Raw genomic sequence first — 22,266 nt, 5'->3', positions numbered from 1 at the left:
AAGGAGTGCATATGGCACAAAAAAGCTCTCAAGCCGCCCGCAAAAAGGGTGGTGTATGGAAGATCCTGCTGGTGCTGGTGGTACTGCTGGCACTGGCCGTTGGCGGGGCGCTGCTGTTTGCGCGCAATGAAATCAGCGGCAATGGCAGACCCGGTGCGGAGGTAACGGTGAGCATCCCGCAGGGCAGCGGCGTTTCTGCCATTGCGCAAAAGCTCAAGGATGCGGGTGTGATCCGCTCGGCCTATCTGTTCCGCTGGTATGTGGGGCAAAAGGGTGCGGCGTCAAAGCTGCAGTATGGCGATTTCACCCTGCAAAAGAGTGCCTGTTCTTATGATGCCATCATTGCGGCCCTGTCCACCTACGCCAAAGCCGAGACGGTGCGCGTGACCATTCCGGAGGGAACGACTGCCATTGCCATCGCCCAGAAGATGGAAGCTGCGGGTCTGTGCAGCGCGGAGGATTTTTTGAAGGAAGCCAACGAGGGCGATTTCAGCAAGTACACCTTCTGGCAGTATGTGCCGGACGATGTAGACGCCCCTGACCGCTTTATGAAGTGCGAGGGCTATCTCTTCCCGGACACCTACGAATTTTTGAAGGATGATACTGTGCACAACTATGTGGCAACCTTCTATGCGCAGTTCGATGCACAGATCACAGAGGAAATGTACGCAGAACTCGAAAAGCAGGATATGACCCTGCCGGAGCTGATCACACTGGCATCGTTTGTTCAGGAGGAAGCAGGAAACAGTCAGGACTCCAATGTGGCGCAGGTGTTCCGCAACCGTCTGGCCGATGGCTCACCCTATCCGCGCCTGCAGAGCAACACCTCCAGCCACATCCAGAGCGACGATGACAACAATTATCTCTGGAACTGGGTGGCACCCTACTATGGCGGCTGGGATAAGATCCCGGAAAATATCGTGGCTGCGTATGATACCTACAGCCGCACCGGCCTGCCTGCCGGGCCGATTTCAAACCCCGGCCTTGCGGCTATCAAGGCTGCGCTTACCCCTGAGCCGGATGAGGCTGCAAAGAACGCGTATTTCTTTGTCACCGACCTCAAAGGCAGCTATTACTATGCGCATACCCTGAGCGAACACAACGCCAACTGCAAGACCGCAGCGGCGGTGAACAAATCTATGAATACGGAAAAATGAGAGGAATTTGAATTATGTTGCAAATCCCGGAACTGCTGGCTCCGGCAGGCGATCTGGAACGCCTGCGCTATGCCATCAACTACGGTGCCGACGCCGTCTACTGCGGCCTGCCTGAATTTGGCATGCGGTCGGCACCGGCCAATTTTACACCGGAACAGTTGGCAGAGGGCGTCATCTATGCCCATGCCCGGGGCCGCAAGGTCTACCTGACCATGAACACCCTGCCCACCAATGAGGAAGCAGACCGTCTGCCCGAGGCCATCAAGGAAGCGGCCAAGGCCGGTGTGGACGCCTTCATCGTCGCAGATCTGGGCGTGCTGGATGCCTGCAAGACCTTTGCACCGGAGATCGATGTGCATATGTCCACCCAGACGGGCATTACCAACTGGGCTGCGGCCCGCGCTGCCTACAATATGGGCGCAAAGCGCGTGGTTCTTGCCCGTGAAATGACCCTGCAGGATATCGCCATCCTGCGCGATAAAACGCCGCCAGAGCTGGAGATCGAAGCCTTTGTGCATGGCGCAATGTGCATGAGTGTCTCGGGCCGGTGCCTGCTTTCCAACTATATGGCGGGCCGCGATGCCAACCGCGGCCAGTGCGCCCAGCCCTGCCGCTGGAAGTACTACCTGAGCGAGGAAACCCGCCCGGGGCAGCTGTACGAGATCGGCGAGAACGAGAACGGGAGCTACATCCTCAACGCAAACGATATGTGCACTGCCCCCTTCCTTGACCTGATTTGCAAGGCAGGTGTGGACAGCCTGAAGATCGAAGGCCGCGCCAAGACCTTCTATTATGTGGCCAGCGTTACCGCTGCCTACCGCAAGGCGCTGGACGCCTATCTGGCAGACCCCGCTAACGACAACTTTGAGCTGCCTGCCGAGGTGTACGAGGAGCTCACCCGTACCAGCCACCGCCACTACTCGCCCGGCTTCTACTTTGGCCGCGAGCAGGCCAGACAGGCTACCGACAGTGCCACTTACATCCGCGAGTGGGAGTTTGTGGGCACTGTGGAAGGCTGGGAGAACGGCGTTGCTTCCTGCCAGCAGCGCGGCAAATGGAGCCTTGGGGATACGCTGGAGGCCCTTTGTCCGGATGGCCGCAGCATCCCGCTGAGCCCCGAGTGGATCGAGAACGAAGCCGGGGAGCGGGTGGAAAGCACCCCCCACGCCATGGAAAAATACACCATTCCCACGCCGGAGCTGCCGCCCATGAGCCTGCTGCGCCGCAAGACGGTGTAAAAAGCTGCGTCCATTCGGCGCACTCTGCCTGCAAAAATGGATCCTGAGCCATATTTTGGGCCAAACAGAGACGCAGCGAAAGATCATTGATTTAAGAGGAAAAAGAGACTATGGAAGCAACACGCCTGTGCCCCTACTGCCTGCAGCCGCTGCCCGATGGAGCACAAAGCTGCCCGCACTGCGGCAAAAGCTTTGCCGGACGCAACCCCGGCGGCACACTGCCGGTGGGAACGGTGCTGGCCGGGCGCTACACCGTAGGGGAAATGCTCAGCATCGATGGTGAGGGCATCCTGTACCGCGGCGCAGAAAATCTGGGCCGCTTCCGGGTGACCATCAAAGAGTACCTGCCAATCACCCTCACGGCAGAACGTACCGTCGGCAGTGTGCTCCGCCCCAAGACCGGCAGCGAGGTGCTGTTCAAGACCACACGTATGGATTTTGCAGATCTGTACCACTCCATCCAGCGCATCACACCGGCAAACGGTCTGGAAGCGGTGCTGGATGTGGTGGAAACGAACAACACCGTCTATGCCGTGCTGGAAAATCCGGGCGGGACCCCGCTGGATCAGTGGCTGGAAAACCACCCCGGCCCCATCCGTCCGGACGACGCCTGTGCGATGCTGCAGCCGGTATTTGAGGGCGTGGCTGCAATGCACAAGATCGGTCTGGTGCACCGGGGCATCTGCCCGGAGAACATCCGGGTGATGGAAAACGGCCGCTGCCGTCTGGCGGGCTACGCCACAGTGGGTCTGCGCACAGCGGGGAGCGGCCTGCACGAGCAGCTCTATGAGGGGTATTCTGCCCCGGAACAATACTCCACTGCACAGTTCGAGGGCCGCTATACCGATGAATACAGCCTTGCAGCGGTGTTTTACCGCATGGTGTGCGGGCAGGCTCCGGTGCCTGCAGCACAGCGTGTGGTCGCAGACTCCAACCCGAGGGCAAAGTCCGTTAACGGCAGCTTGCCGCTGTATGTTTCGCAGGTGCTGCAGCTTGGCCTGCGCCTGCGGCCCATGGAGCGCATCCAGACCGTGCCGCAGCTGTATCAGGCCCTTTCCTCCAAGGAATACACGGCAGAGCTCACCCGCACCATGAAACCGGAGACTCCTGTGCGCACGGCCCCGCCGGAACCGGAACGCAAGGAGCATCTGCTCAGCCTGAAAGCACTGCTGGCGGGTATCCTGATCCTGCTTTCCATTCTGATCCTGCTCACGCTGTGGGGCATTCTGGGCCGTAAAAATGAGTCCGCCTCCTCGGCAGTGGAGCCGGAGCCTGCCAGCAGCGAAGTGATGGTGCCGCAGAACCTTGTGCCGAACTTTATCGGCATGGACTACACGCAGGTGCAGAACAACCGGGAGTACACCAGCATGTATCTGTTCTACGTCACCGAGGAATACAGCGACACCGCCCCGGCGGGCCAGATCATCCAGCAGCAGCCGGATGCAGACACCGTGCTCAAGGCAGGGGAGACTATCCGTCTGGTGGTGAGTAAAGGCCCGCAGATGGTGGAAATACCCAACATCATCGGCTTTACGCAGGATGGCGCAGTGAAGGAGCTGGAAGCCCGGGGCCTTGTGGCCAGCTGCTTTATGGTGGTGAACGATGGCTCCTATGCATCGGGCTGTGTCGTGCGCACCAGCGAGGAACCCGGCACTCGTGTAGAGGTGGGCACGGTCATTACGGTATATATCGCGGCAGACCCCAGCGTGCAGATCACGGTCACGCCGGAGGAGCCTGCAGCGACAGAACCCACCACGGAGCCGGAAACGCCTGCGGCAGGTGCTGCCGACCCGGCGGTAGATACGGATTAAAATAGGCTCGCCCTCTCAGGCACTGACGAGCCGTAAGGCGTGACGGAGAGGGCGAGGACGCTGCCGATAACAGAATAACAAAAGCAGAAGCGGGAGCCTTTTCAGGCTCCCGCTTCTGCTTGTTTAGGATAGGAAAGAGAATGGCTTGGTTAAAAAATGCAGCTGCCGCCTTACGGAGCTTACAGGTTGGTGTAGCCCATCAGATAGCGGTCAACCTCGGCGGCGCAGTCGCGGCCTTCGCGCAGGCCCCAGACCACAAGGCTCTGGCCGCGGCGCATATCGCCGCAGACGAACACCTTTTCTACATTGGTCTTGAAGGTGTGGTCTGCCACGTTGCCGCGTGCGGTCAGCTCAACGCCGAATGCATCGGCTACGTAGTTTTCGCAGCCGGTAAAGCCTGCGGCGATGAACGCCAGCTGGCAGTTGTAGGTGAATTCTTCGCCGGTAGGCACCATGTTGGTGCGGCCGGTCTCGGGATCCCGCTCCGGCTTCAGGTAACTGATCACGGCACCGGTCAGATTGCCGGCATCGTCCTTCAGGAATTCCTTCACGGTGGTCTGGTAAACGCGGGGATCCTTGCCGAACTTGGCAAGGCACTCGGTCTGGCCGTAGTCCACCTTCAGCACACGGGGCCATTCCGGCCACGGGTTGGAAGCTGCACGCTCCTTGGGCGGCTGAGGCATCATTTCCAGAGCCACCAGATCGGTGCAGCCCTGACGCAGGGCCGTACCCTGACAGTCGTTGCCGGTGTCGCCGCCGCCGATGACCAGAACATTCCTGCCCTTGGCATCGATGGCTTTGCCATCTGCAAACTGGCTGTCCAGCAGGCTTCTGGTCACGCTGGTCAGGTAGTCCACCGCAAAGTGCACTCCGTTGGCGTCACGACCCGGTACGTTCAGGTCGCGGGCCTTCTTGGCACCGCAGCACAGAACCACGGCGTCAAAACTGTTCAGCAGTTCTTCGGCGGCGACCGCACCGCCCACGTCCATGTTGGTGCGGAACTCCACGCCCTCGGCCTGCATGATCTTCACCCGGCGCTCGATGACGGATTTGTCCAGCTTCATGTTGGGAATGCCGTACATCAGCAGGCCGCCCACGCGGTCGGCACGCTCGAACACAGTCACCGCGTGGCCGCGCTTGTTCAGGTATTCGGCTACCGAAAGGCCGGAGGGGCCGCTGCCCACCACGGCTACGCTCTTGCCGGTGCGGGAGGGCGGCGGTGCGGCGTGCAGCCAGCCCTTGGCGTAAGCCGTCTCAATAATGGCGTGCTCGTTCTCGCGCACGGTCACGCTGCTGCCGGTCACATCGCCGCAGGTGCAGGCTGCTTCACACAGGGCAGGGCACACCCGGCTGGTGAACTCCGGAAAACGGTTGGTAGCCATCAGCCGATGCATGGCCAGCTCCCATTTGCCATGGTAAACAAGGTCGTTCCACTCCGGGATGAGGTTATTCAGCGGGCAGCCGGAGGCCATACCGCCGATCATCATGCCGGCCTGACAGAAGGGAACACCGCAGTCCATGCAGCGTGCTGCCTGCGTCTGCTGCTCCTCGCGGGAGAGCCAGACGTGAAATTCGTTAAAGTTTTCAATGCGTTCCAGCGGCGGAACATCCGTGCTGGTTTTGCGCGTATAGTCGATAAATCCAGTTGTCTTACCCATAACGCTGCCCTCCTTACTTCTTCTTCTGCACCGTGTAGAATGCTTCGATCTGTGCCTGCTCGCCGTCCAGACCGCGCTCCTCAACGGATGCGATCACACGCAGCATACGGTCATAATCGTAGGGCAGAACTTTCTTGAACTTGGGCAGGAATTCGCTGAAGTTGTCAAGAATCTCTTTGCCGCGGGGAGAGCCGGTGGCCTCCACATGTTCGCGGATCAGCTCTTTCAGGGTGGCAACATCGTACTTGTGCTCCACAGGCTCCAGGCTGACGGTCTCCTTGTTCACGCGCTGGTAGAAGTCCCAGTTCTCGTCCAGCACGTAGGCGATGCCGCCGGTCATACCGGCTGCAAAGTTCTTGCCGGTCTGGCCCAGAACCACCACCGTGCCGCCGGTCATGTACTCGCAGCCGTGGTCGCCAACGCCCTCCACAACGGCGGTGGCACCGCTGTTGCGCACGGCGAAGCGCTCACCGGCCACGCCGGAAATGAACGCCTTGCCGCTGGTAGCACCGTACAGGGCCACGTTGCCGGTGATAATGTTCTCCTCGGGCTTGAACGTGATGCCCTTGGGCGGGCGCACGACGATCTTGCCGCCAGACAGGCCCTTGCCCATGTAGTCGTTGCAGTCGCCCACAAGATCCAGCGTCAGGCCGTTGGGAATGAAGGCACCAAAGCTCTGGCCGCCTGCACCCACGCAGTGGGCGGTGTATACGTCATCCGGCAGAGTGTTGCCGTATTTGCGGGTGATCTCACTGCCAAAGATGGCACCAAAAGCACGGTCGGTGTTGGAGACATTCAGCTCCACGCTCTGTGCAGCCTTGCTGTTCAGCTTGAACTTCTTCATCAGCACCTTCATGTCGAGGGTGTTTTCCAGATGGAAGTCGTAGGTGTCCTCCTTGACAAAGTGGACGTTGCTGTTCTCAATGGCAGGATTGTGCAGGATGCAGTCGAGGTTCATCTTGGAAGCACGGCTGCCGGATGCAGTCTCCTTCACGCGCAGCAGGTCGGTGCGGCCCACCAGCTCGTCGATGGTGCGCACGCCCAGCTTTGCCATGTACTCGCGCAGCTCTTCGGCCACGAAGGTCAGATAATTGATGATGTATTCTGGCTTGCCGTGGAAGTTTTTGCGCAGCTCCGGGTTCTGGGTGCAGATGCCCATGGGGCAAGTGTCCAGATTGCACACACGCATCATCACGCAGCCTTCGGCCATCAGCAGGGTAGTACCAAAGCCGAACTCTTCAGCACCCAGCATACAGCTGATAGCAACATCACGGCCGGAGAGCAGCTTGGAATCGCTCTCAATGCGCACGCGGGTGCGCAGACCGTTCAGGATCAGGGTCTGGTGGGTCTCGGCAATGCCCAGCTCCCACGGCAGGCCTGCGTGCTTGATGGAGGTGCGGGGTGCTGCACCGGTGCCGCCATCGTAGCCGGACACCAGAATGACCTGTGCGCCGCCCTTTGCAACACCGGCAGCAATGGTGCCGACGCCTGCCTCGCTCACCAGCTTGACGTTGATGTTGGCGTTGCGGTTGGCATTCTTCAGGTCGTAGATCAGCTCAGCCAGATCCTCAATGGAGTAGATATCGTGGTGCGGCGGGGGAGAGATCAGACCCACACCGGTGGTGCTGTGGCGGGTCTTTGCGATCCACGGATACACCTTGGCACCGGGCAGGTTGCCGCCCTCACCGGGCTTTGCGCCCTGTGCCAGCTTGATCTGGATCTCTTCGGCGCTCACCAGATACTTGCTGGTGACGCCAAAACGGGCAGAAGCCACCTGCTTGATCTTGGAATTGCTCTCGCTGTGGTAGCGCTCCTCAGGTTCACCGCCCTCACCGGTGTTGCTGCGGCCGCCCAGACGGTTCAGGGCGATGGCAATGGTCTCATGGGCTTCGCTGCTCAGTGCACCGTAGCTCATGGCTGCGCCCTTGAACCGCTTGACGATGGAGCTTACCGGCTCCACCTCTTCCAGCGGGATGCCGCCGTCAGGAGCATAGTTAAAGTCCAGCAGGCTGCGCAGATGCACGCCGTCAGCACCCATATTGTCCACGGTGCTGGTGAACTGCTTGAAAGCCGAGTAGTCGTTCGTCCAGCAGGCTTTCTGGAACAGGTGGATGGTCTGGGGGTTGAACAGGTGTTCTTCCTTGCCGCTGCGGAACTTGTGGGCACCGCTGTCGGCCAGCTCCATGTTGATGTCCAGACCCAGCGGGTCAAAGGCTGCATTGTGCAGGGCCTCCACATCGGCCTGAATGTCCTCAACGGTGATGCCGCCCACACGGCTCACGGTGCCGGTGAAGTACTTATCAATGACATCCTTGGAGATGCCCACAGCCTCAAAGATCTGGCTGCTCTGGTAGCTCTGGATGGTGGAAATGCCCATCTTGGAGGCAATCTTTACGATGCCGTTCAGGATAGCGTTGTCGTAGTCCTCCACAGCTGCGTAGTAATCCTTATCCAGCAGGCCCTCGTCGATGAGCTGACCAATGGTCTCGTGTGCCAGATAGGGGTTGATGGCGCAGGCACCGTAGCCCAGCAGGGTGGCAAAGTGATGCACCTCGCGGGGCTCTGCACTTTCCAGAATGAGGGCCAGTGCGGTGCTCTTCTTGGTGCGGATCAGGTACTGCGAAACCGCCGACACGGCCAGCAGACTGGGGATAGTCACATGGTATTCATCCACATCGCGGTCGGACAGGATGATGATATTGGCACCCTCCTTGTAAGCACGATCCACTTCAAGGAAGACACGGTCAATGGCCTTTTCCAGACTGGTGTTCTTGTAGTAATTGATGGAGACCGTGGCGACCTTGAAGCCGGGCACGTTCATGTACTTGATCTTCAGCAGGTCGGTGTTGGTCAGAATGGGGTTGTGCACCTTGAGGACCTTGCAGTTCTCGGGCTTATCCTCCAGCAGGTTGCCGTGGGCACCGATGTATACACTGGTGGAAGTGACCACCTTTTCACGGATGGCATCGATGGGCGGGTTCGTCACCTGCGCAAAGCGCTGCTTGAAATAGTTGAACAGCGGCGGATGCTGGTTGCTCAGCACGGCCAGCGGGGTGTCGGTGCCCATAGCGCCGGAAGGCTCTGCGCCTGCCCGGGCCATGGAGAGGATCATGGTGTTCACATCCTCATACTTGTAGCCGAACACCTTTTGCAGGCGGGTGAGCTGGCTGCCGGTGTAGCTTTCCACCTTCACATTGGGGATCTTCAGCTTGCTGAGCTGCACCAGATTGCGATCGATCCACTCACCGTAGGGCTCACGGCTGGCGTAGAACTCCTTGAGCTTTTCGTCGTCCACCACTTCGCCCTTGACGGTATCCACCAGCAGCATTTTGCCGGGGCGCAGACGATCCTTGACCAAAATATTATCCGGCTCGCATTCCAACACACCCACCTCGGAGGACAGGATCATGCGTCCGTCCTTGGTGATGTAATAGCGGCTGGGACGCAGGCCGTTGCGGTCCAGCACAGCGCCCATCACGTCACCATCCGAGAAGAGAATGGCAGCGGGGCCATCCCAAGGCTCCAGCATGGTGGCATAATACTGGTAGAAATCGCGCTTTTTCTGGCTGATGTTCTTGTTGTTCTCCCACGGCTCGGGAATGGTGATCATCACGGCCAGCGGCAGATCCATGCCGTTCATCACCATAAATTCCAGCGCGTTGTCCAGCATGGCGGAGTCGGAACCGGAAGTGTTGATGATGGGCAGGATCTTGTTCATGTCGTCCTGCATGATGGAGCTGGAAATGCTCTCTTCACGGGCCAGCATGGCATCCGTGTTGCCCTTAATGGTGTTGATCTCACCGTTGTGCAGGATAAAGCGGTTGGGGTGGGCGCGCATCCAGCTGGGGTTGGTGTTGGTGGAGAAACGGCTGTGCACCATGCCAATGGCAGACTCGTAATCGGGGTCCTGCAGGTCGGCATAGAACAGGCGCAGATCATGCACGAGGAACATGCCCTTGTAAACGATGGTGCGGCTGGACAGGCTGGGCACATAGGTGCCGTTGCTGGCCTGCTCGAACACGCGGCGCACGATATACAGCTTGCGGTCAAAATCGATGCCCTTGCTCACCTTGGCGGGCTTTTTGATGAAGCACTGCCAGATGGCAGGCATGCAGTCGCGGGCCTTCTGGCCAACGGCGTCCGGGTTCACGGGCACCTTGCGCCATGCCAGAAACTCGAGGCCCTCTTTGCGGGTGACCACCTCGAACAGCTTCATGGCCTGCGCCCGCAGATGCTCGCTCTGCGGGAAGAAGAACATGCCCACGCCATATTCGCGCTCGTTGCCAAGGTTGATGTTCAGTTCTTCGGCCACCTTGGAGAAGAACTTGTGGCTGATCTGCAGCATGATGCCCACGCCGTCGCCGGTCTTGCCTTCCGCATCCTTGCCGGCACGATGCTCCAGCCGCTCCACAATGGACAGCGCATCGTCCACCGTCTGATGGCTCTTGCGGCCCTTGATGTCTACCACAGCGCCAATGCCGCAGGCATCGTGCTCAAACTGTGGGTCATACAGACCAAGGGTGTTTTTCTGCTCTGTAAAGTTTTCCATAGACTTTCCCATCCTTATCTAAAATCCTCACCGGATGCGGCACCCTCCGCATTCTGACAAAAAAGAAAAGCGCCCCGCAAGGGCATACTTTACCCTTGCGGAACGCCTTTGTTCCGGTAACTATTATTATACAGAACGCTGAAAAATCTTCAAGTGACAGCTGCACCAAATGTGGGTACACCGACCCTCTTTTTTCTTGTTCAAAACAGACACACCCGGTGGGCAAAAGTATGGCTTTTTGCAGGCTGCTGCCGGGCCAAAACGCCGGACGGCCCCGGCAGGAGGCCTTTGAGGGTTCCCGCAAAATCGACAGTCTATGGTTCCCGCAAAATTGGAGGCCTGTGGAAACGATACCGGTTTTCCCGGGACTCCCGAAAAAGAGGATGATTTTTGATGCTTTTCGGCGTGATGTCCATAAATCTTGGCGAATTATCGCACAAGATGCACATAAAACTGCAGAAAATTTGGTAAAAAATGCTCTTGCGCACATGGAGTGGGGGGGTAGAATGAGAAAAAGCGGGCAACCCGCAAAACGATTGGGGGAAAAAATTTATGCGGTTACGAAAAAACATGAAACGGACGGCGGCGGCCGCCCTGGCCCTGAGTATGGCAGTCTCTACAGCAGCGGTACCTGCATCGGCTGGCTATACCATTGATATGTCCGATGCAAAGATCACCGGCGATGTGGAGATCAAGCAGGAGGCGGACGGCAGCGGCACAAAGATCACCATCAGTGTGGGCGGTGAAGATAAAACAAAAGATTTCTCAGACGGTAAAGAGGACGACAAGATCACCATTACCGGCGACAACACGGTCACAAAGTCTGCCGCCACCACAACGGCCGCTGCAGATGCTGCGAAGGATGATACCAAGGCCCCGGAGACCACGGTAACGGAGAACAAGGACGGCACCGTGATCAGCTATACCGGGGAGCTGGACGCTCAGCCGGATCAGGAGGTCTCCCGCCCGGACAGCCAGAATGACCAGAACGACCCGGAAGCCGACCAGAAGAATCAGGGCGACCAGGCCGACCAGAACGACCCGGAAGCCGACCAGAAGAATCAGGGCGACCAGGGCGACCAGGGCGACCCGGAAGCCGACCAGAAGAACCAGAACGACCAGAAGAACCAGAGCGACCCGGAAGCCGACCAGAGCGGCCAGAAGAACCAGAACAAGGACTCTGAGGATGCAGATGCGGGCATCATGACCTATGAGGCCCCGGCTCCAACGACCCTTACCAGTGCGGTGGCAGCTGCCGTCCGCAATGTCATCAAGATCATCAATAATGTCGCCGGAGAGAAAAATGCCCTCAATATCACGCTGGACAATGCAACGATCAAATCCGACAGCGACGATTGGGACGACGCTGTCATGAAAATTGCGGGTGAGGGCGATGTCAACATTGAGCTGAACGGCAGCAATGTCCTGACCAGCGGCCTGTGGAGTGCAGGTCTGGGAAAAAATGACAAGGACTCTACCGGCAGACTGACCATCCGGGATGACCTCAGGAACGATGGCACAGCGAAGACGGATGAGGAGAAAAAGGCCGAGGAAGATGCCGTTGCAGCAGGTAAGAAGGGCAGCGAGGTCGAGAACGTTGGCAGCCTGACGGCTACCGGTGGTAAATATGGCGCTGGTATAGGCGCAAGCTTCACTGGCGGTAATCAAAGTACCAGCAATATCGTTATCGAAGGCGGAACGATCAAGGCAACGGGCGGCGAGGAAGCTGCCGGTATTGGCGGCTCCGGTTATGGCGCTGGCGGCAGGGTCAATAAGGACGACCCGGATGACCGCAGCCAAACGATCACCATCAACGGCGGAAATATCGTTGCCAACGGCATTGGCGGCGGCGGTAGAGGCTCGAATGGTAGAGGCGGCTTCGGAGCAGTGACCATCAACGGCGGTCATATCCAGTCGGTGAATGACAAGGGCGCTGGTATAGGCGGAGGCTGGGGCATCCAGTATGCCGGCGGTGCAGATGTGCTGATCACCGGAGGCGAGATCGAGGCGGAGGGCCTTGGTGGTGCCGGTATTGGCGGCGGTGGCAGTCACAGTGACGGTGGCATTAACGAGGGCGTTGAGGGTGGAGATGCTAAGGTCAAGATCCGCGGCAAAAACACCATCATCAAAAAGGCCGTGGGCAGCATTGGTGCTGGCATTGGTGGTGGAAGCGCTTCCAATAGTCGACACCCTTACCTCTATGATGGCGGCTCCGCAGAGATAGAAATTACCGACGGAGCCACGGTGAAAGAGGCTGTTGGCGGCAGCGGCGGAGCCGGCATTGGTTCTGGTGCTGGTGACGGTTACCAATACTATGGATACGAAACGCATGCGCATGTGACGATCAAAAATGCTACGGTCGAGGTTGCCAAATCAGATTCTCCTTCGAAGAGTAATACCTACGGTGCTGGTATTGGCGGCGGCGGAACCAGAGGTTACTACTGGTTTGGCGAGAACGTGATAACGATCATCAACTCGGTCATTGGTCGGTTCCAACTGGATGCGAACGGCAACCGCCAAAAAGATGAGAACGGAAACTATCTTCTGGAAGATGGGACAGGGGCTTTAGGCACCAACGGATCAGAGGGCATCGGAAGAGGCGCAAATGAACGCGGAGAAATGTCTGAAATTCTGGATGGCAAAAACGACGTAATTATTGATAACTCCTGGGTCCCCGACGGAGACAAGATGAAACAGGAGTTTAATCACGATTGGCACGACACGGAAACGCTTCCTACCTGTACGGAAGATGGAGAAAAGGTCGAGGAGTGCAGCCGCTGTGGCATGAAGAAAACGGAAAAGATCCCCGCCCTGGGCCATGATTGGGGCGACTGGACAGTGACCACCCCCGCTACCTGCACCAATGAGGGCGTGGAGACCCGTATCTGCAACCGTAACTCCAGCCATGTGGAGACCAGAACCATCCCCACCACCGGCCACAACTGGGTGGACAACGGCAACGGCACCCACACCTGCACCAACTGCGGTGCCACCGAAGCCGTCGGCGCCCTTGAGCTGCGGGTGGTGGACGCCGAGGGCATGAATAAGTCCTTTACCGTGAGCCAGAACGGCACCCTGCGCACCTACACCGGTGCCTACGACACGGCCACCCTTACCGGCGACCTGAACACCCTGCGCTACCTGCAGGACCACGGCGCACAGACCATCCAGTTCGTCACCAATGGCCAGACCAGCAGCTTTGACATCAACGACCTGCTGGCACAGGGCAGCGGCAACGAGGTGTTCTACCTCACCCACCGTGGGACCGAAGAGCCCACCCTGCTGCTGGTGGAGGCAGACCACAGCGAACTGGTGAAAGACTAACCATCCCCGGAGGCGGAGTTTACCGCAAGGCTCCGCTTTCCTCCATATTGCAAAAGCAGGCCCCCCGGCACTTCCGCATGGTGCCGGGGGGCCTGCTTTGTCTTTGTTTGGGGCGGCGGGGCAAACCAAATAAAATCCTCACCGGATGCGGCACCCTCCGCATTCTGACAAAAAAGAAAAGCGCCCCGCAAGGGTAGACTCCACCCTTGCGGAACGCCTTTGTTCCGGTACTTATTATTATAGCGGCTCGTGAAGAATCTTCAAGTGACAGCTGCACCAAATATAACAACAGCTTTCCACTGCTTCTTGTGCGAAACGCCGCGTACGGCGGTCAGTTGTAGCTATAGTGAGAACAGTGCAGGCTCAATGTCTGCCCAGAATGGCCTGCAGGTCGGCTTCCGGGGTGGCAATGGGCTTGAGGCCGTACCGTTCCTGCAGGGTGCGCACCACCCCCGGCGAGAGGAACGGGGGCAGGGTAGGCCCCAGCCGGATGTTCCGGATGCCCAGCGCCAGCAGCGCGATGAGGATGCACACGGCCTTCTGCTCAAACCAGCACAGTACCAGCGAGAGGGGCAGGTCGTTGACGCCGCAGCCAAAGGCGTCGGCCAGCGCCAATGCGATGCGGATGGCGCTGTAGGCGTCGTTGCACTGGCCCACGTCCAGGATGCGGGGCAGGCCGGTGCCCGGCACGGTGCCAAGGGGCAGGTCGTTCAGGCGGAACTTGCCGCAGGCCAGGGTCAGCAGGATGGTGTCGGGCGGGGTAAGGCGGGCAAACTCGGTGTAGTAGCGGCGGCTGGGCCGGGTGCCGTCGCAGCCGCCCACCAGAAAGAAGTGCCGCAGCTTACCGTCCCGCACCGCCTGCACGATCTCGTCCGCGTGCTGCAGCACGGCGGTGCGGGCAAAACCGGTGGTCACCGTGGAGCCGCCGTTCAGGCCGGGCAGCAGGGTGTCCTGCGCGTAGCCGCCCAGCTCCAGCGCCTTTTCGATCACCGGGGAAAAGTCGCGCCCTTCGTCGATGTGGGGCACGCCGGGGTAAGCCACCACCGAGGTGGTGAACACCCGGTCGGCGTAGCTGGCGCGCAGGGGCATGATGCAGTTGGTGGTGAACAGGATGGGCGCGGGGATGTCCTCGAACTCCCGCTGCTGGTTCTGCCATGCGGTGCCAAAGTTGCCCTTGAGGTGGGGGTAGCGGCGCTTCAGCTCCGGGTAGCCGTGGGCGGGCAGCATCTCCGAGTGGGTGTAGACGTTGACGCCCCGGCCTGCGGTCTGTTCCAGCAGCTGCTGTGCGTCGTAGAGGTCGTGGCCGGAAATCACGATGAACGGCCCCTTTTCAATGGTCAGGGGCACCTGCACCGGTTCCGGATCGCCAAACGCGCCGGTGTTGGCCGCATCCAGCAGCTCCATGCAGCGGTAGCTGGCTTCTCCTGTGGCCTGCACCAGCTGCCACAGGGCGTCGGTGGTCTGGCCGGGGTCGCCCACGGCCTGCAGGGCGGTACAGAAGAACCGGTCCAGCTCCGGGTCGATGCGGCCCAGCACCCGGGCGTGGTAGTTGTAGGCGGCCATGCCCCGCAGGCTGAACAGCACAAAGCATTTCAGGCTGCGCCGGTCGGCGTCCGGTTCCCGCCAGAGGGCTTGCATGTCGTAGTCCGGGCCGGTGCCGGGGCTGGCGTCGTGCACCCGGCGGGTCAGCGCGTCCACGGCGGCGGGGTCAAAGTTCACGTTGGTAATGGTGGTGAACAGCCCCTGCATCAGCAGCCGGGCCTGTTCCGGGGCCGGGCCGCGCCCCGCCGCGATGAGCTGCCCGGCAAACGCGATGAGCGCCCCGGTGAGCCGGTCCTGTGCGGCGGCTGTCTCGGCCGACTTGCCGCACACCCCCGCTGCGCCGGTGCAGGCGGTGCAGCCCGCCGCCTGCTCACACTGAAAACAAAACATCTGCTCGTCCATACAAAACTCCCTTTCTGCCATAAGATACTGCCAGTGTGGGCAGAGCGGGGCGGGGTTATACCAAAAAAGAGCCGCGCTCCTCAGAACGCGGCTCTTGCGATACGATTGAAATTTAGTAGGTGATGCCCTGTGCCATCATGGCGGTTGCAACCTTCAGGAAGCCGGCGCAGTTTGCACCGACCATCAGGTTGCCCTCGGAACCGGCAGCCACAGATGCATCGTAGGAAGCATGGAAGATGCCCTCCATGATGCCCTTCAGCTTGGCATCGACCTCTTCAAAGGTCCAGCTCAGACGCTCGGAGTTCTGGCTCATCTCCAGACCGGAGGTAGCCACGCCGCCTGCGTTGGAAGCCTTTGCAGGTCCGTACAGGATGCCGTTGGACAGGTAGACCTCGATGGCCTCCGGGGTGCTGGGCATGTTGGCACCCTCGCACACGACGGTGCAGCCGCCCTTCACCAGAGCCTCAGCGGACTCCTTGTTGATCTCGTTCTGAGTTGCGCAGGGCAGGGCGATGTCGCAGGGGACAGTCCAGACCTTGGTGCAATCAGCCACATAGGTAGCACCGGCGTGGGTCTCGGCGTACTCCTTGATGCGGCCGCGGCGGACTTCCTTCAGATCCTTGACGTAGGCCAGATCGATGCCGTTGGGATCGTAGACATAGCCGTTGGAGTCGGACATGGTAACGACCTTGGCACCCAGCTGGGTAGCCTTCTCGCAGGCGTAGATCGCCACGTTGCCGGAACCGGAGATGACCACGGTCTTGCCCTCAAAGCTGTCGTTGCGCATGCACTTCAGAGCCTCAGCGGTGAAGTAGCACAGGCCGTAGCCGGTAGCCTCGGTGCGGGCCAGAGAGCCGCCGAAGGTCAGGCCCTTGCCGGTGAGCATGCCGCCCTGGAAGCTGTTGGTCAGGCGCTTGTACTGGCCGAACATATAGCCGACCTCACGGCCGCCGACACCGATATCACCGGCGGGGCAGTCCACGAACTGGCCGATGTGGCGGTACAGCTCGGTCATAAAGCTCTGGCAGAAGCGCATCACTTCCATGTCGCTCTTGCCGTGGGGATCGAAGTCAGAGCCGCCCTTGCCGCCGCCCATGGGCAGGGTGGTCAGGCTGTTCTTGAAGGTCTGCTCAAAGCCGAGGAACTTCAGGATGCCCTGATTGACAGAGGGATGGAAGCGCAGGCCGCCCTTGTAGGGGCCGATGGCGCTGTTGAACTGCACACGGTAGCCGCGGTTCACCTGAACCTTGCCCTGATCGTCAACCCAGGGCACACGGAAGGTGATGATGCGCTCCGGCTCGACCAGACGCTCGATCAGAGCGGCCTTCTCGTACTCGGGGTGCTTCTCCACAACGGGCTGGATGCTCTCCAGAACCTCGCGCACAGCCTGCAGGAACTCAGGCTCGTTGGCATTGCGCTTTTCCAGACCTTCGTAAACGCGCTTCAGGTATTCATTTGTCAGCATAGTAGAATACTCCTTTTCCCAATTACTCTATAAAATTTGAAAAAGACGAGACCGCCCGGCCCGCCACACAGCGGACGCGCTGCTAAAACGCTTTGGGGACGATCCCGGATTTCCGTTCTTACACACCGGCCTGCTTATGGCTGCAGACCGCTTTATTATTATAAAGCTTTCCTGTGGGTTTGACAATAGCGAAAAAGCAGAAAATGTTTCAAAAAAACAGATGAAAAGTTGAAACCGCTTCACAAAACGAAAAATAAAAGAAAAAAACCGCATGACGCCTTGTTTTTTAAAGCGGAAAAGAATGCCTTTTGCACAGATGTCGCTTCCGGCAGCAAAAAGGCTGCTGCACAGCAGTTTGTGCAGCAGCCAGAGGGTCAGATCATTTCAGCAGCTTTTCGCAGGCGTCTGCGGCACCTTCCAGATACTCGCCGCCGTAGGTCTCGATCATGCCGGCATCGGACAGCTGAGCCAGCTGGGGATCGATGGGACACTTTGCCAGCACGGGCAGGTGATGCTTTGCGGCCACCTCGTCCACATGGCTGTTGCCGAACACATTGATGTGCTTGCCGCAGTCGGGGCAGACGATGTAGCTCATGTTCTCCACGATGCCCAGCATGGGCACCTTCATCATTTCAGCCATGTTCACGGCCTTGGCCACGATCATGCTTACCAGCTCCTGCGGGCTTGCCACCACCACGATGCCGTCCACCGGCAGGCTCTGGAACACGGTCAGGGGCACATCACCGGTTCCCGGGGGCATGTCCACGAACAGGAAGTCCACGTCCTTCCAGACCACATCGGTCCAGAACTGCTTGACGGCACCGGCAATGACCGGGCCGCGCCACACAACGGGGTCTTCCTCATTTTCCACCAGCAGGTTGATGCTCATAACATCGATGCCCATGCGGCTCTGGATGGGCCAGCAGCCCTTGTCGTCGGCCATGGCGCGGCCATGGATGCCGAAGAGCTTCGGGATGGAAGGGCCGGTGATGTCGGCATCCAGAATGCCGCAGTGGTAGCCGCGGCGTGCCATGGCGCAGGCCAGCAGGGCGCTGGTCATGCTCTTGCCAACGCCGCCTTTGCCGGACACAACGCCGATGACCTTTTTGACGCTGCTGTTGGGGTTGGGTGCGTCATGCTTGGGCGCTGCATCGCGGGAAGAACATGCTGCTCCGCAGCTGGAGCAGTCATGGGTGCATTCTTCGCTCATTCTCTTTTTGCGCACGGCGGGCGCGGGGCGTTTGCCGTGTGCTTCCTCCTTGATCAGAATACGGCTGCAAAGGCCGCCCCTTTACTATACCATAAAAGTGCGCGGGAAACAACCCGCCGCGCCGCTCGTCTTTTTCAGAGCGCAGATGCATAGGCTGAAAAGAGAGACTGTGACCGTCAGGAGGGATGCACCATGCGGCAGAGCTATTTAAAAAATGCGGCGCTGCTTACCGGCACAGACGTGGTGCTGCGGCTGGCCGGTATGGGGCTGCGCATCTGGCTGGCAAACGAGCTGGGCGGCGAGGGGATGGGCCTGTATCAACTGGTGCTGGCGGTGTATTCGCTGTTCATCACGCTGGCAACGGCGGGCGTCTCGGTGGCAGCTACCCGGCTCATGGCCGAAGAACTCAGCGGCCCGGACTCTGCCCGCGGTGCGGCCCGGGGAATGCTGCGGCGTCTGCTGGCGGCGGGGCTTCTGCTGGGGCTGTTTGCCGCCGCGCTGCAGCTGGCAACAGCGGATCTTGCAGCCCGGTGGTGGCTTGGCGATGTCCGCGCTGCCGGAGCTTTGCGCGTTTCAGCGCTGGGAATGCCGTGGATGGCAGTGTCTGCGGTCCTGCGGGGCTTTTTCATCGCCCGGCGGCATGTGGCCCCCAATGTGTTCAGCCAGCTTACGGAGCAGACGGTGCGCATCGCGCTGGTGGCACTGGCGCTTACCCGCACCGAGGGCCTTGCGGTGGGCGTGCGCTGTATGCTGGTGCTGGGAGCTACTGCCGTCAGCGAAGCGGTGTCGGCGCTGTGCATGCTGATCTTTTACCGGCGGGATGCCCGCAGCGCTTTTGCGGGGCAGAGAGCCGTCCGCCCGGCAGACCCGGCCCGCCGTCTGTGGGAGATCCTGTGGCCGGTGGAGGGCGGGCGGGTGCTGGCAAGCGCCCTGCACACCGCAGAGAACATGCTGGTGCCCGCCTGCCTTGCGGTATATCTGGCAAAAGCAGGCGGGCGCAGCGCAGCACTGGAGCAGTACGGGGTGCTCAAGGGCATGGCCCTGCCGCTGCTCACCTTTCCCTTCGGGCTGCTGGGAAGCCTTTCGGTGCTGCTGATGCCGGAGATCACGCAGGCACATATTCTGGGTCAGACCAAACGTCTCAATGCGCTTTTGAATCGGATGCTGCGGCTCACCGGTTATTTTTCTGCATTGGCGGGGACGCTGTTCTGGGTGTGGGGACGCCCGCTGGCGCAGCTTTTATACCGCAGCGCCGAAGCCGGGCTTTATCTGGAAACGCTGGCCCCCGCCATGCCGCTGATGTATCTGGAAAGCATGGTGGACGGAGCCATGAAAGGGGTGGGGGAGCAGAAGGCCGCGTTCCGCTACAGCGTGTGGGACTCCATCCTGCGCATTGGCGGGGTGGTGGTGCTGCTGCCGCGCTTTGGCATGAAGGGCTTTCTGGCAGTGATCCTGCTTTCCAGCCTGTACACCTGCATTGCCAACACCGGGCGGCTGTTGTTTTCCAGCGGCACGCGGCACGCTTTCCGCCGCTGGCTGGGTGCGCCTGCTCTGGCGGCGCTGCTGGCAGCAGGGGCGGGTGCTTTTTTGAAAGGGCTGCTTGCGGACGGACTGAGGTCGGAACTGCCCATGCAGCTGGCGGCTCTGGGGGCGGGCGGCTGCATGACGGCGGCAGCATTCCTGCTGGCGGCATGGCCGCTGGGGCTGGGGGAGGAAGTGAAAGCCCTCCGGACAAAAAGCAGGCAGCCTGCTGCGGGGCGCACCCGCGCCGGATGAGGGGGATTTGGGGTAAAATACTGCTGTCCTGCGCCCTCATCAGCCGCCTGAGGCGGCAGCTTCCCGCAAGGGGACGCCTTTCCTGCAAATTTTCTGGACATTCCCTGCGCTTCTGAGTATAATATAAAGATAGGGCTGCCCGGTGCGCCGGGCAGGACGGAACGCCGGAAGCTCCTTCCGGAAAAAACAGCGGCGTTTTACGCCGTGTGCAAAAAGAGGACTTTTTTGTGAAAGATAAAAAGAACACGCCGCAGGTGCTTGCGCGCCGGGCGCTGCTTGTGCTGCTGGATGCAGCCATTGTTGCATTCAGCTTTTATTTTGCGCTTCTGCTGCGGGCAGACGGAGCAGTGGAAGCTGCCTGGTGGCCGCATAACCGTGAGCTTCTGTACGAAAATCTGCCATGGATCGTGGCGGTGTACATTGCCAGCTTTCTGTTCAGCGGGCTGTACTCCGTACTGTGGAAGTATGCCGGTGAACGTGACCTGATGCGTCTGGCGGGAACGGTGGCTGTGCCTACCGTTATCGTCTACGGTGTCAACCGTCTGTGCATCCACGGTGTGCTGTTCAACTCTGCCAACTGCATGGCAGCGGTGCTCATCTTCCTGCTGGTGGGCGGCAGCCGTCTGGCATGGCGGCTGTTCCTGAACCACCCGCTGGGCGAAAAGCTGCGCGGCTCTGCCAGCAGAGACCCCAACCGGCCCGTGATGATCGTGGGTGCAGGAGAGGCCGGTGCATGGGCCATCAACGTGTGCAAGTCCAATAAGGAATACGGGCATGCTGTGGTGGCGGTTGATGACGACCCCGCAAAGCTGAACCAGACCATCCACGGGGTGCCGGTGAAGGGCACGCTGGAGGATATCCCGGAGCTGTGCAATCGCTACGGCATCCACAGCATCATCATTGCCATCCCTACCCTGAAGGGCAGCAAACTGAACCATGTCATCGACCTGTGTGTCAGCACCCATTGTGCGGTGCAGCTGCTCAGCGACCCGCAGCTGGTGGGCAGCGGCGCACCTCAGCAGGGAGCCTTCCGCGAACTGAACCCGGCGGATTTCCTTTCCCGCGATGAGGTGACGCTGGATACGGATCAGATCTCCGGCTACCTTACCGGCAAGACTGTTCTGGTCACGGGCGGCGGCGGCTCCATCGGCAGCGAACTGTGCCGTCAGGTGATGCGCTTCAAGCCCGGCAAGCTGCTTATTTTTGATATCTACGAGAACTGCGCCTATGAGCTTTTGATGGAGCTGCAGCAGAAGTACGGCCGGGATATCCCGGTAACGGTGCTGGTGGGCTCCATCCGGGACAAAAAACGGCTGGACGAGGTGTTTGAGACCTATCACCCCACGGTGGTGTTCCACGCGGCGGCTCACAAGCATGTGCCGCTCATGGAGGTGAGCCCTGCCGAGGCCGTGAAGAATAATGTTCTGGGAACCAAGAACCTTCTGGTGAGCGCCAGCGAGCACGACGTGGAGCGGTTCGTGCAGCTTTCCACCGATAAGGCTGTGAACCCCACCAGCGTGATGGGCTGTACCAAGCGCATCTGCGAAATGCTCATCCAGACCTTTGCGGGCAACACGGATATGAAGTGTGTGGCTGTGCGTTTTGGCAATGTGCTGGGCAGCCACGGCAGCGTCATTCCGCTGTTTGAGGCCCAGATCAAAAAAGGCGGGCCTGTCACCCTGACAGACCCCAACATTGAGCGTTACTTTATGACCATTCCGGAAGCGGCCCAGCTGGTGCTGCAGGCCGGTGCGCTGGCCGAAAGCGGCAATATCTATGTGCTGGACATGGGCGAGCCGGTCAAGATCATGGATCTGGCAAAGCAGCTCATCCGCTTTTACGGCTATGAGCCGGGCGTGAATATGGAGATCAAGATCGTGGGTCTGCGTCCGGGCGAGAAGCTCTATGAAGAGCTGATGATGGACGAGGAGCAGGACAAGATGCGCCGCACCCAGCATAACAAGATCTTTGTAGCCTCGCCCCGCAGCATTGACCTTGCCGAGTTCTACGAGCAGCTGCAGGAGCTTGCCAAAGCCGCCCAGCACAACGATGAGGGTGTGGTGCAGCAGCTGGCAAAGATGATCCCCACCTTCACCCCCACCCGCCAGAATCTGAAGCTGTAAACTCCCCCAAT

At 59.8% G+C, this 22,266-nt stretch carries 11 protein-coding genes; 6 read left to right on the top strand and 5 right to left on the bottom strand.

What is annotated here, in order from left to right:
- Window positions 1-11: 11 nt before the first annotated feature.
- The 3 genes from mltG to ACNSPV_RS11390 all read left to right on the top strand — a co-directional run bounded on the left by mltG (window position 12) and on the right by ACNSPV_RS11390 (window position 4,206).
- The gene (gene mltG, locus ACNSPV_RS11400) at window positions 12-1,157 is read left to right on the top strand and encodes an endolytic transglycosylase MltG (RefSeq protein ID WP_348583347.1); all 1,146 of its coding nucleotides are present in this window, start codon (window positions 12-14) and stop codon (window positions 1,155-1,157) included.
- Window positions 1,158-1,171: 14 nt separating this feature from the next.
- On the top strand, window positions 1,172-2,395 hold the full coding sequence (locus ACNSPV_RS11395) for a U32 family peptidase (protein ID WP_348583348.1): 1,224 nt from the start codon (window positions 1,172-1,174) through the stop codon (window positions 2,393-2,395).
- A gap of 110 nt (window positions 2,396-2,505) precedes the next feature.
- Window positions 2,506-4,206: a PASTA domain-containing protein gene (locus tag ACNSPV_RS11390; protein WP_348583349.1), complete on the top strand. Its 1,701-nt coding sequence runs from the start codon at window positions 2,506-2,508 to the stop codon at window positions 4,204-4,206.
- A 179-nt stretch (window positions 4,207-4,385) separates the two neighbouring features.
- Here ACNSPV_RS11390 and ACNSPV_RS11385 read toward each other — a convergent pair whose 3' ends face one another.
- Together ACNSPV_RS11385 and gltB are read right to left on the bottom strand one after the other, a co-directional pair.
- Window positions 4,386-5,864 (bottom strand): glutamate synthase subunit beta, encoded by a 1,479-nt coding sequence (locus tag ACNSPV_RS11385; RefSeq protein WP_348583352.1) that lies wholly within the window; start codon window positions 5,862-5,864, stop codon window positions 4,386-4,388.
- A 13-nt stretch (window positions 5,865-5,877) separates the two neighbouring features.
- On the bottom strand, window positions 5,878-10,413 hold the full coding sequence (gene gltB / locus ACNSPV_RS11380; protein WP_348583353.1) for a glutamate synthase large subunit: 4,536 nt from the start codon (window positions 10,411-10,413) through the stop codon (window positions 5,878-5,880).
- Window positions 10,414-10,965: 552 nt separating this feature from the next.
- Between gltB and ACNSPV_RS11375 the strand changes: the two genes are divergently transcribed.
- Window positions 10,966-13,737: a hypothetical protein gene (locus ACNSPV_RS11375; RefSeq protein ID WP_348583355.1), complete on the top strand. Its 2,772-nt coding sequence runs from the start codon at window positions 10,966-10,968 to the stop codon at window positions 13,735-13,737.
- Between the two features lie 363 nt (window positions 13,738-14,100).
- On the opposite strand, the gene hcp is transcribed toward ACNSPV_RS11375, so the two are convergent.
- From hcp to ACNSPV_RS11360, 3 genes are all read right to left on the bottom strand, one after another.
- Window positions 14,101-15,681, bottom strand: coding sequence for a hydroxylamine reductase (hcp, locus tag ACNSPV_RS11370; RefSeq protein ID WP_348583357.1), 1,581 nt, complete (start codon window positions 15,679-15,681; stop codon window positions 14,101-14,103).
- Window positions 15,682-15,793: 112 nt separating this feature from the next.
- Window positions 15,794-17,146 carry an NADP-specific glutamate dehydrogenase gene (gene gdhA / locus ACNSPV_RS11365; RefSeq protein ID WP_348583358.1) on the bottom strand — a complete coding sequence of 451 codons (1,353 nt, stop codon included), beginning with the start codon at window positions 17,144-17,146 and terminating at the stop codon, window positions 15,794-15,796.
- 379 nt (window positions 17,147-17,525) lie between these two features.
- Window positions 17,526-18,356, bottom strand: a complete 831-nt coding sequence (locus ACNSPV_RS11360; RefSeq protein WP_249236790.1) for an Mrp/NBP35 family ATP-binding protein — start codon at window positions 18,354-18,356, stop codon at window positions 17,526-17,528.
- Between the two features lie 192 nt (window positions 18,357-18,548).
- Here ACNSPV_RS11360 and ACNSPV_RS11355 point away from each other — a divergent pair, with 192 nt between their 5' ends.
- The gene (locus ACNSPV_RS11355; RefSeq protein ID WP_348583360.1) at window positions 18,549-20,132 is read left to right on the top strand and encodes an oligosaccharide flippase family protein; all 1,584 of its coding nucleotides are present in this window, start codon (window positions 18,549-18,551) and stop codon (window positions 20,130-20,132) included.
- A gap of 227 nt (window positions 20,133-20,359) precedes the next feature.
- The gene (locus ACNSPV_RS11350) at window positions 20,360-22,255 is read left to right on the top strand and encodes a nucleoside-diphosphate sugar epimerase/dehydratase (protein WP_348583361.1); all 1,896 of its coding nucleotides are present in this window, start codon (window positions 20,360-20,362) and stop codon (window positions 22,253-22,255) included.
- The last annotated feature ends 11 nt before the right edge of the window (window positions 22,256-22,266 follow it).

The sequence above is a fragment of the Faecalibacterium sp. 3 genome, from assembly GCF_048323735.1.
GTDB classification, from domain to species: domain Bacteria; phylum Bacillota; class Clostridia; order Oscillospirales; family Ruminococcaceae; genus Faecalibacterium; species Faecalibacterium wellingii.
The sequence above is the reverse complement of the archived record's forward strand: the minus strand, read 5'-3'. Positions and strand labels throughout refer to the sequence as shown.